Here is a 22,035-nt window from a genome sequence, read left to right as displayed (position 1 = left end):
TATTTCGCTTTATGGCTCAATATGACATAACTGCAATAGTTTTATAAATATTATAAAATTTTAAGTAATATAAATATATAGTTCCTTCGGTCGCTTTACTCTTTCAAAAAGACATACTTTTACTTTAAGCAGTATAAATAATGATGTATTAATTAGGCTTGAATATTATATAATTTCAACATAATTATTGCTGTAAACATACACTATACAATGTCTATTCTAAGCCACTGGCGAAGAATCTAGGATAATAATTATTTATATTTGCTAAAAGTCTTTAAATACTAATATGTTAGATATTTCGCCTTATGGCTCAATATGACATAATTGTCTTAACAAGTTCTCATAATCTATTTTTCAGGTGTTTATATTATATCTATTTTATGCTGTTTCCTTATAATCTATTTGACCTGCAGTAAATACTTCTGCCAATTCATCATAAAGTTTGTCATATTTTTCTGTTTCCATATTATTTGCTGCACGGACAAGACATGCTGCAGCCTGCTTAATATCTTCAAGCCTTAGCCTGTAAGCTGCTCCATATATATTATAAGAATGGCGAATTACTGCTTCATTATCACCTTTTTTAATGCTTTGTGGTATACGCTCTAAATCTTTTGAGCATATATTAAAAAAATCACACACAAAGCCTTTCAAAAGCTCTGTATTAGCTATTCCTGTAGATTTTGCAAGTGTTTCCATATCAACTTTCATTAAAAGCCCCCTGTTTTCAGGCTTTTACATACTGGAGCAGAACTTCCTGAAGTTTATCAAAGTTGATTGGTTTTGCAACATGCTTATTCATACCACTTGCAATAAAATTATCCATATCTTCTTTAATAACATTCGCAGTTAATGCTATAATAGGAATATTAATACCTTTTGCCCTGATTTCTTTTGTGGACGAAACACCATCCATAACTGGCATATGTATATCCATAAATATAATATCAAATTCTTTTCCACTTGATACTATATCTACAGCTTCCTGACCATTACCTGCAACAGTAACATTAAAGCCTGTTTTTTCAAGAAAGATAACCATAAGTTTTTGGTTTACAGGGTTATCTTCCACAACTAGAACATTGCCTTTCAGCATCACTTGATTATCTATATCGGATAATTTTTTATCTTCTTTATAACTTTTTTGCACCAAATTTTTAAATATATTTTTTAATCTTGTTAATGTAACAGGCTTTAGAAAAATATGGCTTATACCATCTATCTTACTGATTTCGTTCTTATATATACTGTATGAGCCTGCTATATATTGAACTTTGTTCTTATAAGGCATTTTGCTAAATAATGCTTTAAAATGCTCTATATCTTTGCCAGAATCTATCAGCACATAATCAGTATCTTCTGTAATTTTATTGTAATCACCATTGCAGTCATTAATCTTTATATTTAAAGAAGACATATATTCCTGCATAACCCTGCCACAACCATTTTTACTGTCAAAAATAAACATTTTAAAGTTTGTATCAAATTTTTCAATATAGTCTGTATCATCAATTATTTTTAATGAAAGCTCAAAAGAAAATGTAGAGCCATTATTTTCCTTTGTTTCAAGCTCTAACTGAGAATTCATCATTTCAAGCATACTATGTGATATAGATAAACCAAGCCCTGTGCCGCCAAACCGTCTTGTTATAGATGTATCTCCTTGAGCAAATGGAGAAAATATTTTTTCCTTAGTAGCATTATTTATACCAATACCAGTATCTGTTACTGAAAATTTAACTCTTGCTATACCATTTTCTTTATAAATGCAGCGCACATCTAATGATATGCTGCCATATTCTGGTGTAAATTTTACAGCATTTGATAAAAAGTTTGTCATAATCTGCTTGATTTTTAAAGAATCACCTAAAAGTTTATGTGGCAAAAGCGGGTCTATATAACATGTAAGCTCTATTTTTTTCTCTTCTGCTTGTGCTATATATAAATCTGCTATCGCTTCAATATCTGTTACAATGCTAAATGGCACTTTTTCAAGCTCCATTTTACCGCTTTCTATTTTAGAGAAATCTAATATATCATTAATTACACCTAAAAGACTTTCTGAACTTGTGCTTATAATATTAAGATATTCTTTTGCAGTTTCATCCATTTTATAGTCTTTTAAAAGTGCTAAAAAGCCTAATATACCATTAATCGGAGTTCTTATTTCATGGCTCATATTAGCTAAAAATAAACTTTTTGCCTTACTTGCATGCTCTGCTTCTGCTTTTGCAATATCTCTAGCCTGCACCATTTCATGCAGCTGTGTAACCATTGCACGCTCTTTTTCATTTAATTCAAGCAGTGTTTTCTGAGATTCTACCTTGTCAAAAATATTCCTGTGTTCGCATACAACAAGCCTTACATTACCATGCTTATCAAAAATAGGGAAAAAGCTTATCATTTCATATATATTATTTTCTTCTTCTATTACTTCATAAGATATTTTAATTTTTTCTTCAAATACCTGTTTTATATAACATTCCCTGCATGCCCTTGTGCATCTGCCTGCATAATGCTTGTAACAGTTTACTATATTATCATAAGAGTCTGATGCCTGGCTTGAATTAGAATATTCTAATGTAAAATCTTTTTTATAAACAACTAATATATTTCCTGTTGCATTAATATAGTCTGTTAAGATTGTAATAAATTCTTCACTTCTATCTTCTGCTACTTTTAATTCATTAATTGCAGAATACTCTGGAGTTAAATCACTCATTACACATAAAATATTTATTACACCGCCATAACTATTCATAATAGGAGTGCTTGATATTGATAAAACTGCTTTTTTACTGTGCTTTGTTGTAAATTCATAAATACCGTTAAATACTGTATTAGTGCTTTCACTGTTAAAAGAGTTAATAAATTTTTTAGGTTCACTGCATCTTTTTGCAAAATGAGCTAGTGTTTCACCAATATATTCATCAATCTGACCGCCCATTAAATCTAAAAATTTCTGGTTTACATTAGTTATAAATAAATCGCTGCTGAACTCTATAATTTGAGATGAATTATCTACTGCCAGCTTATAGCCTTCAAGCACCCTGTTAAGCTGCATCATAGAGTATTTGTTTCTATCCATAACTATAACAATAAAAGCAAAAAGCCATAGTGCTACAGTTATTAAAAGCCATAAGAAAAAAGCAACATTTTTAAGCTGATATATATAGTTATTAGGCATAATCTCTGCTACATAGCCAAGCTCGTTATCATCAATATCATTTATACTGATAAATACACCCCAGTATCTTGCTCCATCCATATATATATCTTTTATAAAGTTTTTGGCATCTTTTTGTAAAGATACTACATAGTCTATATTATTAATAATACCCTTTAAAACTATTTCTGATATATGATGATGGCGTCCTGTCATCACTTTATATTCACCTATATCCATACCTTGAATATCTTCTTTACCACCCTTATCTATATATGTATTTTTAATTAAAAATATATATAAGCTGGAATAAAGAGTTTCTATATGGTTTAAAAATGAATCTGCTGTCATACCAAATTCAATATATCCATACACTTCATTATTATGCTGGAGTTTGTGTGGAATGATTACAGCAATATCTTTAGAATCTATTGTGAAAAGTCTGCTTTCTTTTGTTGGATAAATTATATGGAAGCTGCTGTTAAATGATGACGGGTCAAGCTCGCCATCAACATATCTGCCTATTAATTTACCTGACTTATCATATATTCTTATTAAATTAGCAGAACCCGGAATAAAATTAACATACATATCAAGAAAATGATGGTGCATACGCCTTATTGCATTTTCTCTTTCTTTGCCTGTAAGGCTGTTTATTTCTTTAATATCTTCGCAAAAAGCCTGATTAGTATATAATATCTGAAATTTAGATAAAGCATCATTTACTACATTGTTATAAATAATTTCTTTCTGTGTAGTAATAGTATTTACCCTTGATGCTATTTCAACATCTATTCTTCTGTTTAAATCACGAAGAATAAAGATAGATACAAATATTTCTATAACCACAAAAGTAATAACAAGCAACTTAATATTATTCATATAAATTATCCATTACAATATTATATATACTGCATAATTAAATGTAAAATTTTTATTATCTTACATCTTCATCAGGCATAATCACAGCTGCAAAAGCCTTAAATATCCATGGGAATATAATAGCAGAAATCATTGATGCTAAAAGAACTGCTGATGTCTGCATTTTGTCTATTAGCTCTAAATCATAAAAGATACTTGATACAACAACAAGCATAGTAAGAGGAAATGAAAGACCTGTTGCAACAAGTAAAAGTTTCTGCTTAGGAATAGATGAAAATAAAAGCAGTATCGTCCCAGCTGCTTTTGATAAAAACAGCGATGTAATAATTAGAAGTGCCAGCAAAATAACATCTTTCTGTAGAAAATCATCAAATGTTACACGCATACCAACTGATATAAAAAATATTGGTATGAAAAACCCATAGCCAACTCCGCCAAGCTTATCAAGCACACCATCTCTGCCTGCAAAAACAAGGGCAAACATCATACCGCCAACAAATGCTCCCACAACAAAAGCTATTTCTAAAACAGCAGCAAAAGCAACAAATGCAAAAAGTATTACAAAATTAGCCCGCATACCTGTTTCCGTTGTATTACCTACTTCTAAAAATACAGACTGCAGATTAGGCTTCCACCAAAGTGCAACCTTCAAGATTTTCATAAATAAATAAATTACAATAAAAAATACTGCTAAATATAAAATCTGCCTTGCACTATTTATTGTATATCCATATTTAGATATAATAGTAAAGATAGTAAGCCCTGCAAGAGTTAGTATCTCGCCTATCATAGTAATAATTAAAAGCTTCTGACCAAAATCTGTTTTTATAAGCTCTGTATCCCTAAGAACTGGAAACAAAAGCCCTATACCTGATGTGAAAAATATAATAGCAAATGACCAGTGCAGATTTAAGTAAAATGATAAATACCATGCAACAACAGCCACTGGAATAAAAACTGATACATAAAGCAAAAATTCTTTTCTTGATAAATCTCTGAACCTGTCAAAATCTATTTCAAGCCCAGCTAAATACATAAGAATTAAAAAGCCGAGAGCTGAAAAATATTCAACCATTTCAAGCTGGTTTTCACCATGGGGCAAAACAGAAACTATAACTATGCCATATATTATTTCCCCAACAGCAGCAGGCAAAAGCAGCCTTTTACTGATAAAAGGCATAAAAAAAGCACCTATTGCCATAAGAAATAAAAACAGTGCTTCATGCTCAGTCATTAGAATCCTCATCTGGAAGCACAAGCACACTGTTATTTGTGCGGGATGCTATTAAAAATGATGTATGAGGGTTTAAAAATGATATACTGTCTTTAGAGTTAGCTGACACTATTAAAAGATTATTTAATTTATCATCTACTTCTGACAAAACTTTATGAACAGGATTACCTTCTAGTATTAAAAGTGGTATTTTTGTTCTTGTTAAATTTTCATAATCTCTGACAAAATTTTTACGAGATTCCATATCATAAGTATCCTGATTAGTTTTTAAAGCACCGGGTGGCACAACATATATACATCTGCAAGGCACACCAAAATGGGCAGCGACCTCTGCACCTGTTTCAATAAGTCTTTCAGGAATACTGCCGTTTAATAACACCAGCACTTCATTATAAGGCATTCTGCCCCTGCATATAAGAATAGGATGATGAGTTTTCTTAAAATAATATTTTAGCTTTCTATTAAATAAACCAAACCCTGCACTACCTGACACTGCTAATGTTCCTACATCATGAAGATATGCAGCACTGCGAAAATTTTTAAGAGTGCCGCCAAACTCACAACCTGCTTTTTGTATTATCTCTATTTCTTTTGTATCTGTAACTTTATGATGTTCTGTATCATACCACAAATATTTTTTTGCCTTTGTATTATTAAAAAAGTAATTTATTTCAACAGAATCTCTCTCTACTAAACCACCTGTAAGCACTGCAAAACTTTGCCCATACTGCAATGGAAATTCAGGCTTGCCTATCATTAAAATATTTACAATATTTTCTACAACTTTTGGCTCGCCTACAAGCACGACCCTGTCCCCTATTTGAAGCTTAAAATCACCATCAGGCACTATAAATGAGGCATTTCTATATACAGCTGCTACTTTCCACCTGCTTGGTGCTAAAAAACGCATTTTTCTATCAACTATATGGGAACGCCTGCGGATAATAACCTCTACTATCTCACCATTACCAAGCCCTATATTGTTAGGTCTTGCATAGTTTTTTTGTATAATATTTAAAACAGATTCTGACGCGATTAATATTGGATTAATCACTTTTACATCAAACTGCTCTAATTCTTCACGCCTGTCATTTTTATAAAGCATTAATACAATTGGAATTTGAAGATTATATACTTGACGAGCTATCCTGCATATTTCTAAAACAACATCAAAATCCTGCAAAGATGACACAATATGAGAAATATCTTCTAAATTGATTTTCTTCCATATAACAATACTGGAAGCTTCACCCTCTATACCTGTAACATTACTATATTCATTAGTTACCCGCTCCACAAGGTCACCATTTATATCTACAACAACACAGGGTCTTTCATCTGCAAGCATTTTTAATAACCTGCGTTGGAAAAAACCAAGCCCAAAAAGTAACACTTTTTTAGATGCCAAAGTAATGCTCCATGTATTTAAGTTTCTTCTGTATTTTAATATGATTATCTATATATGTCAATACAGCCATTATTTTATTTTTAATTTATTCAAATTTTTATTATTTATTTGATATAAATAAAATATATAATCAATATATTGCAGTATTAATTTATTATTTATCAGTATATTATAAGCCAAATTATCTGTTTTTAAATAAAATAACTTGACTATTTACTAAAAAAAAGGCAAAAGAGTAAATTCCTACTTTAAAAAATTTGAGGTTGTATGAAAAATTTATCACAAAATAATTCATTAAGAAATATTGCAATTATTGCCCATGTTGACCATGGTAAAACAACTCTTGTTGATGCTATGTTTAAACAAAGCGGCGTATACAGAGATAATCAAGTTACTGAAGAAAGAGCAATGGATAGTATGGATATTGAAAAAGAAAGAGGCATCACTATCACTGCTAAAAACTGTTCTGTTAGCTGGCATGGCACTAAAATCAATATTTTAGATACTCCAGGACATGCCGATTTTGGCGGCGAGGTGGAGCGAGCATTATCTATGGTTGATGGTGCCATACTTTTAGTAGATGCTTCTGAAGGACCACTTCCGCAAACCCGTTTTGTTCTTAAAAAAGCACTTGAAAGAGGTTTAGTAGTTATAGTATGTATTAACAAAATAGATAGAAAAGATGCAAGACCTCATGAAGTTATAGATGAAGTTTTAGACTTATTTATTGATTTAGATGCAACAGAAGAACAGCTTGATTTTCCTATCCTTTATGCAGTAGGCAGAGATGGTGTTGCATCCCTTACTCTTGAAGAACAGGGAAAAGATTTAAAACCACTTTTTGATATGATTTTAAAGAAAATACCTGCTCCTGCCTATGATGAAGAATCAACTTTTAAAATGCTTGTTTCAGATTTAGGATATTCTGATTATCTTGGCAGACTTGCTATTGGTAAAATAAGAAGTAATATTACAAATATTAATGACGGACTTATTATTTTTAATGAAAAAGGCGAATCAAAACCTGCAAGAGTTTCTAAAATTCAGTCATATTCTGGTATGGAATTAGTTGATAACACTAACCCACAGCCGGGGGATATTTTAGTCGTCGCGGGTATGGCTGAAGTTACTATTGGTGATACAATTTGCTCTAAAGATAACACTGAACCGCTTCCTAGAATATCAGTTGATGAACCTACAGTTGCTATGAAATTTACTATTAATAAATCTCCACTTGCTGGTAAAGAAGGCAAAATTGTTCAGGCTGCTAAAATTAAAGAAAGGCTGGCAAAAGAAGTGCTTAGAAATGTATCTATTAAAGTAGAAGATGCAGCAGAAAAAGACAGCTTTATTGTTAAAGGCAGAGGCGAACTTCAGCTTGCTATTTTAATAGAAGAAATGAGAAGAGAAGGCTTTGAGCTTAATGTGGGAAGACCACAGGTTATATTTAAAAAACAAGACGGTATTCGTTTAGAGCCTGTTGAAAATGTATATATTGACTGTGAAGAGCCATATCTTGGTGTTATTACTGAAAAACTTTCTATGAGAAAAGGCAGAATGACTAATCTTGTAAATAAAGGCACTGGCAGAGTTAGAGCAGAGTTTTCTATTCCTTCCCGTGGTCTTATTGGTTACCGTGATGATTTCCTTACAGATACAAAAGGAACTGGCATTATTAATACACTTTTTGCAGGATATGAAGAATACAGAGGTGATTTTCCAGTCCGCCATACTGGCTCACTTGTTTCAGACAGAGCAGGGGTTGCAGTAGGTTATGGACTCTTTCATTTAGAGCCTAGGGGACAGCTTTTTGTTGTGCCGGGTGATGCTGTATATGAAGGTATGGTTATTGGAGAATATAATAAAGATAATGATTTAAATGTAAACCCTTGTAAAGAGAAAAAACTTACAAATATGCGTGCATCTGGTAAAGATGAAGCACTTACACTGCGACCAATACTTCCTATGACACTTGAAAAAGCTATACATTTTATTGCAGATGATGAAATGGTGGAAGTAACACCACAGTCCATACGAATTAGAAAAATTATCCTTTCAGCGCAAGAAAGGCATACTCTGCGGGGGAAAAAATTACAGGGTATTGAAGATTTAGATGATTAATTAATTTGAATAATCTCTTTTTATAAAAAAGCCCGTGTAATTTTATTATACGGGGCTTTTTACTGTATGATGAAATAATTATAACAAATATTTATTGATTATTTCTGATTAAAGCAGTGTATTACTAAGCTTGAAACATAGTTCCTTCGCTCGCTGATACTCACTCAGGAAGACATATTTTAGTATTTCAAAAATTTGTGCAGTGTAAAAATGTTACTTCATTAAAAATATATAAAGTTAAGTAAAGCTCTCATACACTTCAACTTATGTCTTAATGAGCTTGATTTTTAAGCGAAGTATCTAAATTTATCTTTTATTAAAAAATACTGTCCAGCTACGGACTTTTAATTCCATCGCTACTCGCTCGGAAAGTCCTTGCGTCGTAAAAGACACTCCCCTTGTATTTTTTAAATCACACTTGGTCGCAGTAAATGCTCCCATCACTTACGCTATGCGACGGGACTTCCTGTCCCTTGCATTATCATACTGAGAGTGATAAAGCGAAGTATCTAAATTTATCTTTTATTTTCAAATTCATCCCTGAATTTGAAAAACCACGCTCGGTCGCAGTAAATGCTCCCATCGCTTACGCTATGCGACAGGACTTCCTGTCCCTTGCATTATCATACTGAGAGTGATAAAGCGAAGTATCTTAATTTATCTTTTATTTTCAAATTCATCCCTGAATTTGAAAAACCACGCTCGGTCGCAGTAAATGCTCCCATCGCTTACGCTATGCGACGGGACTTCCTGTCCCTTGCATTGTCATACTGAGAGTGATAAGGCGAAGTGAACTTACCCAAAAATTTTGAACTAAGCCACTAAATAAATTTCTTTTTCCTGTAAAGGTGTAAGTCCATTAGCTTTTATTCTGTAATTATTATAGAAATCAATATATTTTTCAAGTTCATATTTAAACTGTTCTATATTTTTGAATTTGTTAATATAAACCAATTCACATTTTAAAGTAGCAAAGAAACTTTCCATAACAGCATTATCATAGCAGTTGCCACGCCTTGACATACTCTGCTCTATATTATTTTCCTTTAATAACTTTCTAAATTGATTAGCCTGATATAATATACCCTGGTCTGAATGTATCATTAACCCTGTTGTATCTTTTGTTTTATCTATTGCCTGTTTTAAATTATCTATTACCATTTCTTCATTATTATATTTGCTTACACTGTATGCTGTTATTTCTCTGTTATACAAATCCATTATTGCTGATAAATACACCTTTTCATTATTAATTTTTATCTCTGCCACATCTGTTACCCATTTTAAACATGGTCTCTCACTTGTAAAGGCTCTGTTTAATTTATTGCTGCATATATGACTTACTCTGCCTTGTTTATACCTTTTCTTAACCCTGATTAGTGATGAAATTTTTAGTTCTTTCATCAATTTATACACTGTCTTCCTGTCATAAGTATAACCCAGTTTCTCTAATACCTTTGATATTCTTGGATAACCATAAGTCTTGTTAGATTTTTCATATATTTCTAATATAGATGTCTTGACTTCTGCATATTTATCTAATGCAGCAGGCTTTTTAACATTATAATAGTAAGTGCTTCTTTTCATATTACTCACAGACAACAGGATATCCAAACTGTAATACAGCCTTAATGCAGTTATTATTTGTGCTTTTTCTGTTGAACTCTCTGTTCCTTTGACTGCATTAAGGCTTCCAGCTTTTTTAAATATGCATTCTCCGCTGACTTGTAATAAAGCTCTTTTTCAAGCTCTGATATTCTCTCTTTTAATTGTCTTACTTCTTCACTATCATCTGATTTAGTGAGTTTAATATCAGTAGAGTTTGAGTGTTTACTCTTTTTACTGTTCGGGATATTCTTATCTGACATATTATCTCCAATAAACTTACTGCAAAACTTATTCCAGTCATATATTACTGATGCTGATGGTATATTAAAATATAGTGCTGTCTGCTCATAACTTAAATTATTTGATGCCTTATAAGTTAACACATTTAATTTAAAATCTCTACTATATTCATTGCGGGTAAAGCTATGATGTAAACTTGATTCGCCTGAATGCTTATATCTGTTATAGATATTACATATTACTCCTTTATGAATTTTACAGCATCTTGATAATTCACTGGCACTCATTATACCGCTTTCTAAGACTGTTACTATAAACTTCTTAAACTCATAGCTGTATTTTCTTGCCATATACACTCCTTATATGGCTCGTCCAACTTTTTTGGGTAAGTTCAAAGTATCTAAAAATATATACATCAAATATATTATGCACTTTTGCAGTATATATAATTTTGTAAATCCATAATTACAAAAAAGGCACCTTTAAAAAGGTACCTTTTATATTTTTAATACTTAATAATTATCTTATTTTTACATTCACTATTTCTTTGCCCTCTGGGTCAATAGTGTGAACTGCACAAGCTATGCAAGGGTCAAAAGAGTGAATTGAGCGTATGATTTCAAGTGGTTTATCCATTTCTGCAACAGGAAGGTTCATTAATGACTCTTCATAAGGACCTTTTCTGCCTTTGTCATCTCTTGGACCTGCTGTCCATGTAGATGGAACAACTGCACTATAATTTTCAATTAAACCATTTTTAATTTTAATCCAGTGAGAAAGCATACCGCGTGGTGCTTCATTGAAACCAACACCAATGTATTCTTTATCAGTTGGCACTTCTTTTAAATAGTTTACATAGCTTTGGTCTGTTTTGCAGTTATCAAGTAATTTTTCTAAGCAGAGATATGCATGGTCAACCATTAATAAGGACCTGATTGCTCTTGCTGCATTACGGCCCATTACAGAATTAAGCTGTGGAATAGTTACACCAGCTTTTGATGCAACAAAATCAACATATTTTTTAACAAGTGGGTCGCCTGCCATATAGCCTGCTAATACTTGAGATATTGGACCAGTTTGAGTAACATTATCTTCAAAGCGTGGTGCTTTTGCCCAAGAATATTTGCCATTTTCCTGCCAGTCAGTATATGATGGAATTTGTTCTCCATCATAAGGGTGCAGTGTATCTTGTGGGTTTTTATACCATGCATGAGTAGTGTTTTCTGTAATACCCTTTCTTAATGCTTCATCTTTCCAAGTTTTAATTTCTCTAAAATTATCGCCAATAATTATGCCACCTTTCAAACCAAATTCAGTTAATTCGCTGTTCATTGGTATGTCTGGCACTGCGATATAGTTAGGCGAACATTTACCAAGGTTAAACCAGTCTTTATAAGCACCAGCGATTGCAATAACATCTGGAATATATACACATCTTACAAAATCAGCTGTATCATCAAGAAGTTTTTTAATCCACTGAACTCTTTCCATATTAAGAGCAGCCATACTGTCAAAATTAATTGCAGTAGATACACCACCAACAGTTAAGTTTTGGATATGTGGATTTTTACTGCCTATAATAGCTACAGCTTCAGCAATTTTGCGTTGATATTCTAATGCTTCTAAATAGTGAGCAAAAGCAATTAAGTTTATTTCTGGAGTAAGTCTCATATCTTTATGACCCCAGTAACCTGAGCCATAAATACCTAAATTTTTAGTTCCAACAAAAGCTGCTAAACGATCTTTAGCATTTTTCATAGCATTAAAAGAGTTTGTCGGCCATGCTTTGCCTATTGGGGAATAAGCAGCAAGGCTTTCTGCGATTTTACCAGCTGTTGCAGGGTCTGCAGATAATGCACTTACAATATCTACCCAGTCTAATGCTGTTAAGTGGTAGAAGTGAACTATATGGTCTTGTAAAGACTGCATAGTTGATACTAAGTTTCTAAGCATGTGGGCATTAACAGGAACAGGCACATTTAAAGCATCCTCAACTGTTCTAATAGAGCATAATGCATGAGTTGTTGTGCATACGCCGCAGAAACGCTGAGTCATAGCCCATGCACTGCGTGGGTCTTTGCCTCTCATAATAGTTTCAATACCTCTAAATGCTTGAGCAGATGACCAAGAGTTAGAAACTTTACCGCCTTCTACTTCTACATCTATACGCAAGTGACCTTCAATCCTTGTAATCGGGTCTACTGTAATTCTATTTCCATTAACTGGCATATAAATCTCCTTTTCTTATAATCTTTTTAGGCTTACAAGCCCTTTTAAGCATACTATATATATGCTTTTCACAGGCTAAAAAGCCTAGTGATGATGCCCATGGTTTTCCAGATTTGGAAGCACAGGGGTTAATTTAACAAGCACCATATATCCAAATATTTCTATGGCAATAAAGCTTAAAGTAATTAAAAATTCTGCTACACTTGGGAAATATGTATTCCATTCTGCTCCAGGATTAAAGCCTACATTATATACACCAATCCTATACATACCTCCGCCGATTAAAAGAAGCATACCAACTAAGAATATACCGCTTTCACTTCTAGCGTATTTGCATGTTAAAATCATAAGTGATGGCACTATAACTAATATAAGTTCAAGCCAAAACCATATTGACTGAGTAGAAAATGCAAAAGCATTTGACCAGCCGCCGTTTAAAGTAACAGAAATAACCCTTACTATAAGCCAAAAGCCCACAACAAAAGGGATAACTTTTGATAAGTCTACTATTTCTTTTTCAAATGGTCGTTTTAATAATCTTGTAGAAAGAACAGTTTCAAAAGCTGTTATAGAAAAGCCCATTAAATAAGCATTGCTTAAAAATAACAGTGGTAAAAAGCCAGTCTGCCACATTGGGTCAAGTTTATAGCCCATTAATACATATAATGTTCCTAATGATGACTGGTGCATTGTTGGCAGAGTAGCACCTATTGCAACAATAACAAAAAGTGCTGTTGAAAATCTTTTTTCCCATATTTTGCCAAATTCCACAAGTTTTGGAGATTTTGCTTTATCGCTGTCTGCAAATTTTTCAAACACTGCAGGGAGATATTCAAGTATTAATACCACACAGTATGCCATGATACAAAGTGCAACTTCAAAAAGTGCTGAATTAGGGTTCATTCTGCTAGGTACAAAAAAGCCGTAAGAGTTCCAGTAACGACCAATATCCACCATAACTGAAAGACCTGCTAAGCTGTATCCAAACATACTTGCGAGAACTGCCGACCTAACCATTGAATGATATTTAAAATTATTCATGATATATACAGTAACTGCTAATACATAACCACCACAGGCAATTGCAGAGCCAGTCGCCACATCATAGGAAAGCCATATACCCCAAGGGTAGCCGTTTGAAAGGTTAGATACAGGACCAATACCTACAAAGTATCTGTAAACAACAAGAGCCATACCTATACATATCACTGCTAATACAATAAAAAATGCAGGAGTAAGAATAGGGGCTTTATGGATTGCATATTCTCTTTGCTTACTCATTATTAGTCCTCCTCATGTTCGTGATGTTTTTTAACATTTTTACGAACAACTATAGATAATGCTGCAAAAAGGGCTATTGGAGCAATACCATATTTATAAATTGTATGCTGAATGCCTTCTGATTTATAAGCAGTTGCTCTATCACCTATTTTATCAACAGGGAAGTCAAGTTTTCTGAAATCAACAGCAGAAATCACAAGCTCGCCTGTTCCACCATAAACTTTTTCGCCAAGAACAGATTCGCCTCTAGCTGTATCTTCATAATATTTGTTTTCGCCTTTTTCTTTTGATTTATTAATACGGTCATGAGCAAGAGCAAGCATATCTTCCCTTCTGCCATATAATACAGCACCAGTAGGACATACTTTTGTACATGCAGTGCCTTTTTTAGGGTTATCTTTATATACAGCATTACCCTCTGCATCAATATCAAAATCATTAGTTTTAAGGTTAATTGTTGAGCGGCACATATCACATTTAGTAATTTTTGGATTTGCTCTGTGCCATTCAAATGCTGGTATGTTAAATGGACATGCCATTTGACAATAACGGCAGCCTATACAGCGGTTAGGGTCATAAGTAACAACACCATCATCTTTATCTTTTTGTAATGCACTTACAGGACATGCAGATACACAGCCCGGTTTTTTACAGTGCATACAGTTCTGTTTAATGAAATGAGATTTTTCATTTTCATCAACATATTTTCTAATAATAGTTCTAAGTCTGTAATCAAGACCATTCACGCGTATCCACGGAGCTTGTGGATTAAACTGGTCTTCTTCTGCTAAAACAGGAATAACATCATTATTTTCAATAAAATTGCGTTCCTCTTTTGGTTTGTTAAGATTATCAGCTCTGTTTACAAAGTTTGTTTCATAGCATGCAACAACGCAGGCCTGACAGCCAATACATACAGTTGAATCATAAAATTTAACCATAGTATCTTTAGCAAAAGGTTCCCCCTCATCTGATGCTACTGCATAAGACGGAGCTAAAGTTAGCACACCTGCTGTTGCTGCAGAGCCTGCTGCTGCCTTTAAAAAATCGCGTCTATTTGTTTTCATCCTCTGGCTCCTTTGGAAGTTTACTTGCAAATACTGCTCCTGCACCTATTGCAGCACCAACAAGACCGCCAACTACAGCTGCTTGTGCAACGGAGGATTCTTTACCTCTACCTTGTGTTTCAATTATATTTGAATGTGGTTTTGGTTGAGCCACTTTAGCTAATGAGAATAAGCTGTCTTTAAATAAAACTGTTCCTTCTGTGCATCCTATACATGGGCAGCCGTTACCAATAGGCCATGCAGCACCATCATTGAAATGTATTATTGAACAGTTTGCATAAGTTTCAGGACCTTTACATCCCATATGATATAAACACCATCCATTTTTGTGACCTTCATCACCAAATTCTCTTACAAAGCGTCCAGCATCAAAGTGTGGTCTGCGTTCGCAGTGTTCATGAATTAATCTGCCGTAAGCAAATGTTGGACGGTGTGCTCTTTCATCTTTCATAGAAAGGTTTGCAATAGATGGTATTTTTAAGCCTTTTTCTGGCAGTTTGTTAAATGTAGCAACATATAAAATAACACTTAATATATTATGTGGGTTAGGTGGGCAGCCCGGGAGTGAAATATATTTATTTTTTAAATCATCATCAGACCATTGCATATCACCAGCAAGAATATCTATTACACCTTTTGCCTTAGTTGGATTTGGCTCAATAGCAACAATACCACCAGAGCATGCACATGCACCAAGAGATACAACAACAGCAGCTTTTGCAGCAGCTGCTTTAAAAGAATCTACTGCTGTTTTGCCGCCAATTTGACAGCACACTGCCATATCATCTGTTGGTATAGAGCCTTCAACTACAAGTATATATTTACCTGCATGCTTTTCAATAGCATTATGCAGTGATGCTTCAGCCTGATCACCAGAACCTGCCATTAATGTTTCCTGATATTCAAGGTTAATTATATCAAGAACAACTTCTGCAATGCTAGGATGGTTAGCTCTTAATAATGCTTCAGAACATCCAGTGCACTCTTGGAAATGAAGCCATATTACAGGCGGACGCTTATCTTCTCTGCCTGCTTGTGCAATAACTTCTTCAGCCATTGCAAGTGGTAATCCCATGATTGCAGTTGCTGTTGAAACTGTCTTCATGAAATCCCGCCTAGATATTCCGGCGGATAATAAACTACGTTCGATCATACAAACCCCCTGGTGCATTCCACATCTTATCATGGTGCGTTTGCACTTATTTAATTTGAAATATGATATATTCTTATCATGGGTAAACCATGTAAAATACCAGCTGTAATACACAAAGATAAATACTTGGTTACTATGAATTATAATACATATCAGTATAGGCACATACCGATATACTATTCTTATACCATACTTTTATAAATAAAACAATAGATATAATTATTTAACCTTAAAAAAAACAAATTTATAAGAAAACTCATCTTATCAAGTAAACTACTGATAAATAATATATATATAATTATACATAATTGCTGTAAAATTATTTTCTAGTTATATTTTTTGCTTTTTATATTGTTTCATTTTCTTTTTTATGTTTTTTTACTTATATTATTTTTCAAAATAACATAAATTCATTTAAAATAGATAGTAATTGTCTTTTTTTATTATAAATATACTAATATTTACTAGACTATTAAACAGACTTAATATTTTATTTTATACCTTATTTTTTTAGGCAATATTACTGAAAGACTATTATTGATTATATAAATATAATTAAAAAGGCAGAAAAAAATTCCCACCTTTTATGTATTATGTATTTTATACATTATAATTGAATTAAATGCAAAAGACTTGTTGTGCCTGTTTTGCCAAAAGGCATGCCTGCTGTAACTATGATAGTATCACCATGTTCTGCAAGACCTGCTTCAATAGATTTGATTTTTGCTGTCTCAATTACAGATTCTAAATCTGTCATTAATTCAGATATTACACCCTGAGCACCCCATATAAGACTTGTCATATTACATACCTTTTCATCAAAAGTAAGCACTAAAAGCTCACATTCTGGACGAAATCTGGATATACAGTATGGAGCAAGACCTGTTGCAGAATAACATACTATACATTTTGCACCAACATCTTTTGCAAGCCAGCATGCAGCTCTGCCTATTGCAAGTGTAAATGCATGGTTGTCTCTAAATAATGAATAATCAAAATCTGGTGTATATCTGCTGTATCCTTCTGCAGCACTTGCAATACGAGCTAAAGTTTCAACTGCTGTATCTGGATAGTCGCCGTTTGCTGTTTCATCTGAAAGCATTAATGCATCTGTGCCATCAATGACTGCATTTGCCACATCAGTAGTTTCACCCCGTGTTGGACGCTGTGATTTTACCATGCTTGCAAGCATCTGCGTTGCTGTAATTGTTATTCTGCCTGCTTTTCTTGCCTGTTTTATAATATGTTTTTGAACATGTGGTATTTCTTCCAAAGGCATCTCCACCCCTAAATCACCACGGGCAACCATTACCCCATTTACCACATCAAGTATTTCTTCCAAATTATCTACTGCCTGCGGCTTTTCTATTTTTGCAATGAGAAGCGGTTTATGCTCACTTTTATCTATAATGCTTTTTATTTCTTCTAAATCTTTTGCAGAACGGACAAAAGAAAGTGCTACAAAATCAAGTTTTTCTTCCAATGCCATCTGCAAATCTATTCTGTCCTTTTCACTAAATGCAGGCACATGTAAATCAGTCTGCGGCATATTTACTCCTTTTTTTGTATAAACCACACCGCCAGTAATAACTTTGCATATTACTTTCTCTTCCTCTATACTTGTAACACAAAGCTCAAGCATACCATCAGCTAAAAGTATTCTTTCGCCAATATTTACTTCCTTATGTAAATTATCATACTCTACAGGCAGAGCATTTTCATATTTTTTATTTGTAGAAGCAAGTGCAATATAATCACCAGCAATTAACCTGACACCTTCTTCTGGAAGTATACCAAGGCGTATTTTTGGTCCGCATAAATCCTGCAAAAAGCCAACATGCACTCCCATTTCCTGAGAAATACTCCTTACAAGTTTAATTGTTGCTCTGTGGCTTTCATGTGTGCCGTGCGAAAAATTGAGCCTTACCACATTCATTCCATTTTCTATCATTTTTCTAATTACAGTCGGGTCATTAGATGCTGGCCCAATAGTGCATATCAGCTTTGTTTTTGTAATTGCTTTCATTATTGAATACTCCATTTGATTAATCTATGTAAGGATATTATTTTTTACCTTTTATTTCAAGAATTTTTATATAACCTAGCCTATTCTTTCAAATCCATTCATTTCTTTTAAGTTTTCTTTTTTTATCTGAAAAAACTCTTTATCTTTATCCTGCATTTCTTTCCATACTACTTTGCAGTTTTTTATCCTTAATCTAGAAAGTTCTGCCATAATATTTACTTTTGAGCGGACAGTTATTAAATATGAATTTTCATAATGCCTTGTTATACTGATAATAGTTTCCCCAATTTTAGTAAAATTCATATAAATATATACTGAATAATAATTACTGTTGTTTTTAGCAACCCTTATTATACCATCATCAAAATCAAGCTCATCATTTTCAAAAAAAGAAAAGAAATCACTTCCCATTAATACATTTGCAATCTGCTGTTTAGTAACGGCACTTTCTGCACTGCTGTTTTGCTGAGTATAGGCGGCAAGTTTCATATCTCCTTCAAGAGATAAACCTTTTGACAGCTTGTATTCAAAAAACTGACCACTGTTTTTTAGTGTTTTTTTTATATCATCTGCCATAAATGATGATAAATGTATTGCACCAAACTCTTTTAATACTGCTGCTGTTTCTTTCTGATTATAAGACGCTATTTCTTTTGCCATAACAGCAAGAGCTGTTTGCTTTGACGAAATATTTATTTCCTTTAATGTTAAGACAGGCTCTGTTTTGATAACTTCTGCCATTATTTTTGCACTGCCTGAATTTGCAGGTATTTCTGCCTGATATATTCTGCCACCTATTTCAACACTAAAAATGCCATTATTTGCAGATAATATTTTTACAGGCAGTTTATCTCCAATGTGAAATAAACTACTGCTTTGCTGTTTTAAAAGCTCAACTTCCAAAGGATTTATTTTTAATATCATTAATTTTAAATTACTGCCATAAAGCAAATCTTTTGAAAATGCTTCCACATTTCTGCCGTTTATATTTAATATATAGCTTCCATCTCTGCCTGCCTTGACACTTGATGCATAAACAATATCCCCTGCATTTATGATGTTATGCTGCATGCTGTTTTTATAGGCAGAAATATTTATATCCACTTTTACTTATCCTTTATAGGAAGCCTTAGTGCAAGCTGAACTTCTGTTATAGATATACCAAGCTCTCTTGCAATATCTATGCTTGATTTACCTTCTGCATTAAGAGAAAGTATGTTTGTTTTCAAGTCTTTTTTGCTGTCCTGCTTATTTAACTGCTCCTTTAATGTTTCCTGTTTTTTCAAGACTGTTTCTAAATGTATCTGCTCACTTTTTACTTCTTTTTTCTCATTTTTTATTTTTGAAAATTTTTCTCCCGTAACATGTTCATATCTTAATATTTTTTCATCAACTAAATCTGATAAATCTTCAAGCACTGCTTCCCTTGCTTTAATAGATGCTTCTAAACTGTCTGCAAGCCTTTGGCTTTCAAGCACCATTTCATGCATATTTTCCATAATACTGTATGCTTCAGTAGGTGAAAAATTTATCAGTTTTCTTTCCACATTTCTTATTCTTAAAAGCAGACTTACTATTAATATTATTAATATAAAGTTTAAAATATAACTTAGAAGTATTATTAAAGTATTTCCCATTATTTATTAGCCTCTTTTAACATTTCTCTTTCAAGTTTGAATATATATTTCATTATTTTATCCTTAGTGTCAAAATTTACATCAAAAAATACACCCTTATATATAATATATTCGCCTGAATACATTAATTTTTCCACACTGCATAATGCAGCAAATGAAAAAAATCCGCTGCTGTCTCTTATTGTAGTATATAAAAATATTTTATCAGCTGCTATATTTTTTTTGCAGGCAAATAAAATACCTTCTTCTGATATAATTAATGAAAGATAGTCTTCTGCACCATCTATCTTTTCTTTTGGTTTTAAAAGATATAAAATTTCATCAAGTTTAGAGTTTATGTCTATTAAAAAATTAATAATTTCCCTGTTTTCTACTTCATCTCTTGAAAATACTTCTTTTAAACGGGAAGCGGTAGAGTTAAGCTCCTGCCTGTTAATATTTGCAGCAAGAGACTTGTATTTCAATTCATTACTGCTTATTACTTCTGCTATACTGAATGTATGGTTGAATTCTATATAATGGTTTTTAAAAAATACATCATCAATTCTTTTTACTTTTTCAAATATAACTGTGTTATCAAGTATGTTTTTAACTTCAAGAATATATATTTCTCTATTATTATCCACATTTTCTGGAAAAATAATAATACTTTTTTCCTGAAATACATCTGCTTGCTCGCTCTGAATAGTAAGCGGGTTTAAATCCAATATAAGCCCATATACTGCATTAATTTGATTTTCTTTTATAACTGAAAGTTTTACTCGTTTCTGCATTTTATGCCTGAATATCTATGCCACCGTGTTTTTCTTTTTTATCTTCCTGCTGTTTTTGTTTTCTGCGTTTTTCTCTTTTTTTGCGTTCTTCTTCCATTTTAACAGATTTATCTGCCACTCCCGCACTTTCTGTTTTTATTTTACCACCTACTTCTTTCTGCTTTTTCTCATATTCCTTTTGAAATTCTGCTAAAAACGCAGCATTTTTCTGCTCCTGACCTTTCTGCATACTATCCTGCATCTGCTCAGGAATATAACTTCTGGATACTACTGTTGAGACATCATAGGGAGTTGGCATAGTAACCTCCTTTTGAGTGTTCTTTTATTTAATATCGTTTTTTCTGCTTAAAACTTAACATTGCATTAGACCATAATATAATATAATAAAAATATTCTTAAACAGCAAGTATATAAAATGTGATAATGTGGGGACTTACCCAGAAATTTTGTATATAAGTCATTTTAAGCCTGATTTTAAAGACGAAAAATCTAAATTATATATATTGCAAAAGTGCATAATATATTTAAAATATCTTATCTTTTAGATACTTCGCCTTATCACTCTAAGTATGATAATGCAAGGGACAGGAAGTCCCGTCTGAAAGTAAGCGACGGGAGCATTTACTGCGACCAAGCGTGGTTTTTCAAATTCAGGGATGAATTTGAAAATAAAAGATAAATTAAGATACTTCGCCTTATCACTCTAAGTATGACAATGCAAGGGACAGGAAGTCCCGTCTGAAAGTAAGCGACGGGAGCATTTACTGCGACCAAGCGTGATTTAAAAAATACAAGGGGAGTGTCTTTTATGACGCAAGGACTTTCCGAGCGATTAGCGATGGAATTAAAAGTCCGTAGCTGGACAGTATTTTTTAATAAAGTATAAATTTAGATACTTCGCCTTTGGCTCAGTGTGACATAAGTTGAAATGTATTAGAGCTTTACTTAACTTTGTATATTTTTTAATGAAGTAATTTTTATACTGCATAAATTTTTGAAATACTAAAATATGTCTTCCTGAGTGAGTATCAGTGAGAGAAGGAATTATAAAACATCACTATTATAGTTACTTCGCTATGTTTCAAGCTCAGTAGACTAAGGCAGGGGCAGGAAGTCCCGTCGCTTATTCTATGCGACGGGAGTATTTACTGCGACCAAGCATGTTTTTTCAAATTCAGGGGGAGCATCTTTTACTACGCTCCGCTCCAAG

16 protein-coding genes are annotated in these 22,035 nt (G+C 32.9%); 1 reads left to right on the top strand and 15 read right to left on the bottom strand.

What is annotated here, in order from left to right; all coding sequences use genetic code 11:
* Window positions 1-378 precede the first annotated feature (378 nt).
* From N508_RS07765 to N508_RS07750, 4 genes are read right to left on the bottom strand one after another with little or no spacing between them, the layout of a single operon-like run.
* The gene (locus N508_RS07765) at window positions 379-711 is read right to left on the bottom strand and encodes a hypothetical protein (RefSeq protein ID WP_023275855.1); all 333 of its coding nucleotides are present in this window, start codon (window positions 709-711) and stop codon (window positions 379-381) included.
* Window positions 712-727: 16 nt separating this feature from the next.
* Window positions 728-4,048, bottom strand: coding sequence for a PAS domain-containing hybrid sensor histidine kinase/response regulator (locus N508_RS07760; protein ID WP_023275854.1), 3,321 nt, complete (start codon window positions 4,046-4,048; stop codon window positions 728-730).
* Window positions 4,049-4,103: 55 nt separating this feature from the next.
* Window positions 4,104-5,282 (bottom strand): cation:proton antiporter, encoded by a 1,179-nt coding sequence (locus N508_RS07755; protein WP_023275853.1) that lies wholly within the window; start codon window positions 5,280-5,282, stop codon window positions 4,104-4,106.
* Complete coding sequence (locus N508_RS07750; RefSeq protein WP_023275852.1) at window positions 5,275-6,690, bottom strand: NAD-binding protein; 1,416 nt, start codon at window positions 6,688-6,690, stop codon at window positions 5,275-5,277. Before N508_RS07750 ends, N508_RS07755 begins: the two co-directional genes overlap by 8 nt.
* A 267-nt stretch (window positions 6,691-6,957) precedes the next feature.
* Between N508_RS07750 and typA the strand changes: the two genes are divergently transcribed.
* Window positions 6,958-8,811: a translational GTPase TypA gene (typA, locus tag N508_RS07745; RefSeq protein WP_023275851.1), complete on the top strand. Its 1,854-nt coding sequence runs from the start codon at window positions 6,958-6,960 to the stop codon at window positions 8,809-8,811.
* A gap of 813 nt (window positions 8,812-9,624) precedes the next feature.
* Here the strand turns inward: typA and N508_RS07740 are convergent.
* The 11 genes from N508_RS07740 to N508_RS07690 all read right to left on the bottom strand — a co-directional run bounded on the left by N508_RS07740 (window position 9,625) and on the right by N508_RS07690 (window position 21,123).
* On the bottom strand, window positions 9,625-10,521 hold the full coding sequence (locus N508_RS07740; protein ID WP_143815552.1) for an IS3 family transposase: 897 nt from the start codon (window positions 10,519-10,521) through the stop codon (window positions 9,625-9,627).
* A complete protein-coding gene (locus tag N508_RS07735; protein ID WP_023275779.1) occupies window positions 10,452-11,009 on the bottom strand; it encodes a hypothetical protein in 558 nt (185 codons plus the stop codon). Before N508_RS07735 ends, N508_RS07740 begins: the two co-directional genes overlap by 70 nt.
* A 169-nt stretch (window positions 11,010-11,178) precedes the next feature.
* A complete protein-coding gene (locus tag N508_RS07730) occupies window positions 11,179-12,888 on the bottom strand; it encodes a nickel-dependent hydrogenase large subunit (RefSeq protein ID WP_023275850.1) in 1,710 nt (569 codons plus the stop codon).
* A gap of 84 nt (window positions 12,889-12,972) precedes the next feature.
* The gene (gene hybB, locus N508_RS07725; protein WP_023275849.1) at window positions 12,973-14,169 is read right to left on the bottom strand and encodes a Ni/Fe-hydrogenase cytochrome b subunit; all 1,197 of its coding nucleotides are present in this window, start codon (window positions 14,167-14,169) and stop codon (window positions 12,973-12,975) included.
* A 2-nt stretch (window positions 14,170-14,171) separates the two neighbouring features.
* Window positions 14,172-15,236 carry a hydrogenase 2 operon protein HybA gene (hybA, locus tag N508_RS07720; RefSeq protein WP_023275848.1) on the bottom strand — a complete coding sequence of 355 codons (1,065 nt, stop codon included), beginning with the start codon at window positions 15,234-15,236 and terminating at the stop codon, window positions 14,172-14,174.
* A complete protein-coding gene (locus tag N508_RS07715; RefSeq protein ID WP_040636865.1) occupies window positions 15,223-16,389 on the bottom strand; it encodes a hydrogenase small subunit in 1,167 nt (388 codons plus the stop codon). The genes hybA and N508_RS07715 overlap by 14 nt, the downstream gene beginning before the upstream one ends.
* Before the next feature lie 607 nt (window positions 16,390-16,996).
* Complete coding sequence (pyk, locus tag N508_RS07710) at window positions 16,997-18,415, bottom strand: pyruvate kinase (RefSeq protein ID WP_023275846.1); 1,419 nt, start codon at window positions 18,413-18,415, stop codon at window positions 16,997-16,999.
* A 75-nt stretch (window positions 18,416-18,490) separates the two neighbouring features.
* The gene (locus N508_RS07705) at window positions 18,491-19,519 is read right to left on the bottom strand and encodes a hypothetical protein (protein WP_023275845.1); all 1,029 of its coding nucleotides are present in this window, start codon (window positions 19,517-19,519) and stop codon (window positions 18,491-18,493) included.
* Between the two features lie 2 nt (window positions 19,520-19,521).
* Window positions 19,522-20,052: a DUF6115 domain-containing protein gene (locus tag N508_RS07700; protein WP_023275844.1), complete on the bottom strand. Its 531-nt coding sequence runs from the start codon at window positions 20,050-20,052 to the stop codon at window positions 19,522-19,524.
* Window positions 20,052-20,825: a hypothetical protein gene (locus N508_RS07695; protein ID WP_023275843.1), complete on the bottom strand. Its 774-nt coding sequence runs from the start codon at window positions 20,823-20,825 to the stop codon at window positions 20,052-20,054. Before N508_RS07695 ends, N508_RS07700 begins: the two co-directional genes overlap by 1 nt.
* Before the next feature lies 1 nt (window position 20,826).
* On the bottom strand, window positions 20,827-21,123 hold the full coding sequence (locus tag N508_RS07690; RefSeq protein ID WP_023275842.1) for a hypothetical protein: 297 nt from the start codon (window positions 21,121-21,123) through the stop codon (window positions 20,827-20,829).
* Window positions 21,124-22,035: the final 912 nt, after the last annotated feature.

It is taken from the genome of Mucispirillum schaedleri ASF457 (assembly GCF_000487995.2).
GTDB lineage: Bacteria > Chrysiogenota > Deferribacteres > Deferribacterales > Mucispirillaceae > Mucispirillum > Mucispirillum schaedleri.
The sequence above is the reverse complement of the archived record's forward strand: the minus strand, read 5'-3'. Positions and strand labels throughout refer to the sequence as shown.

Coding starts and splice junctions, on each gene's coding strand:
- N508_RS07765 (WP_023275855.1), bottom strand. CDS start 711: ATGAAAGTTGATATGGAAACACTTGCAAAATCTACAGGAATAGCTAAT.
- N508_RS07760 (WP_023275854.1), bottom strand. CDS start 4,048: ATGAATAATATTAAGTTGCTTGTTATTACTTTTGTGGTTATAGAAATA.
- N508_RS07755 (WP_023275853.1), bottom strand. CDS start 5,282: ATGACTGAGCATGAAGCACTGTTTTTATTTCTTATGGCAATAGGTGCT.
- typA (WP_023275851.1), top strand. CDS start 6,958: ATGAAAAATTTATCACAAAATAATTCATTAAGAAATATTGCAATTATT.
- N508_RS07735 (WP_023275779.1), bottom strand. CDS start 11,009: ATGGCAAGAAAATACAGCTATGAGTTTAAGAAGTTTATAGTAACAGTC.
- N508_RS07730 (WP_023275850.1), bottom strand. CDS start 12,888: ATGCCAGTTAATGGAAATAGAATTACAGTAGACCCGATTACAAGGATT.
- hybB (WP_023275849.1), bottom strand. CDS start 14,169: ATGAGTAAGCAAAGAGAATATGCAATCCATAAAGCCCCTATTCTTACT.
- hybA (WP_023275848.1), bottom strand. CDS start 15,236: ATGAAAACAAATAGACGCGATTTTTTAAAGGCAGCAGCAGGCTCTGCA.
- N508_RS07715 (WP_040636865.1), bottom strand. CDS start 16,389: ATGATCGAACGTAGTTTATTATCCGCCGGAATATCTAGGCGGGATTTC.
- pyk (WP_023275846.1), bottom strand. CDS start 18,415: ATGAAAGCAATTACAAAAACAAAGCTGATATGCACTATTGGGCCAGCA.
- N508_RS07700 (WP_023275844.1), bottom strand. CDS start 20,052: ATGGGAAATACTTTAATAATACTTCTAAGTTATATTTTAAACTTTATA.
- N508_RS07695 (WP_023275843.1), bottom strand. CDS start 20,825: ATGCAGAAACGAGTAAAACTTTCAGTTATAAAAGAAAATCAAATTAAT.
- N508_RS07690 (WP_023275842.1), bottom strand. CDS start 21,123: ATGCCAACTCCCTATGATGTCTCAACAGTAGTATCCAGAAGTTATATT.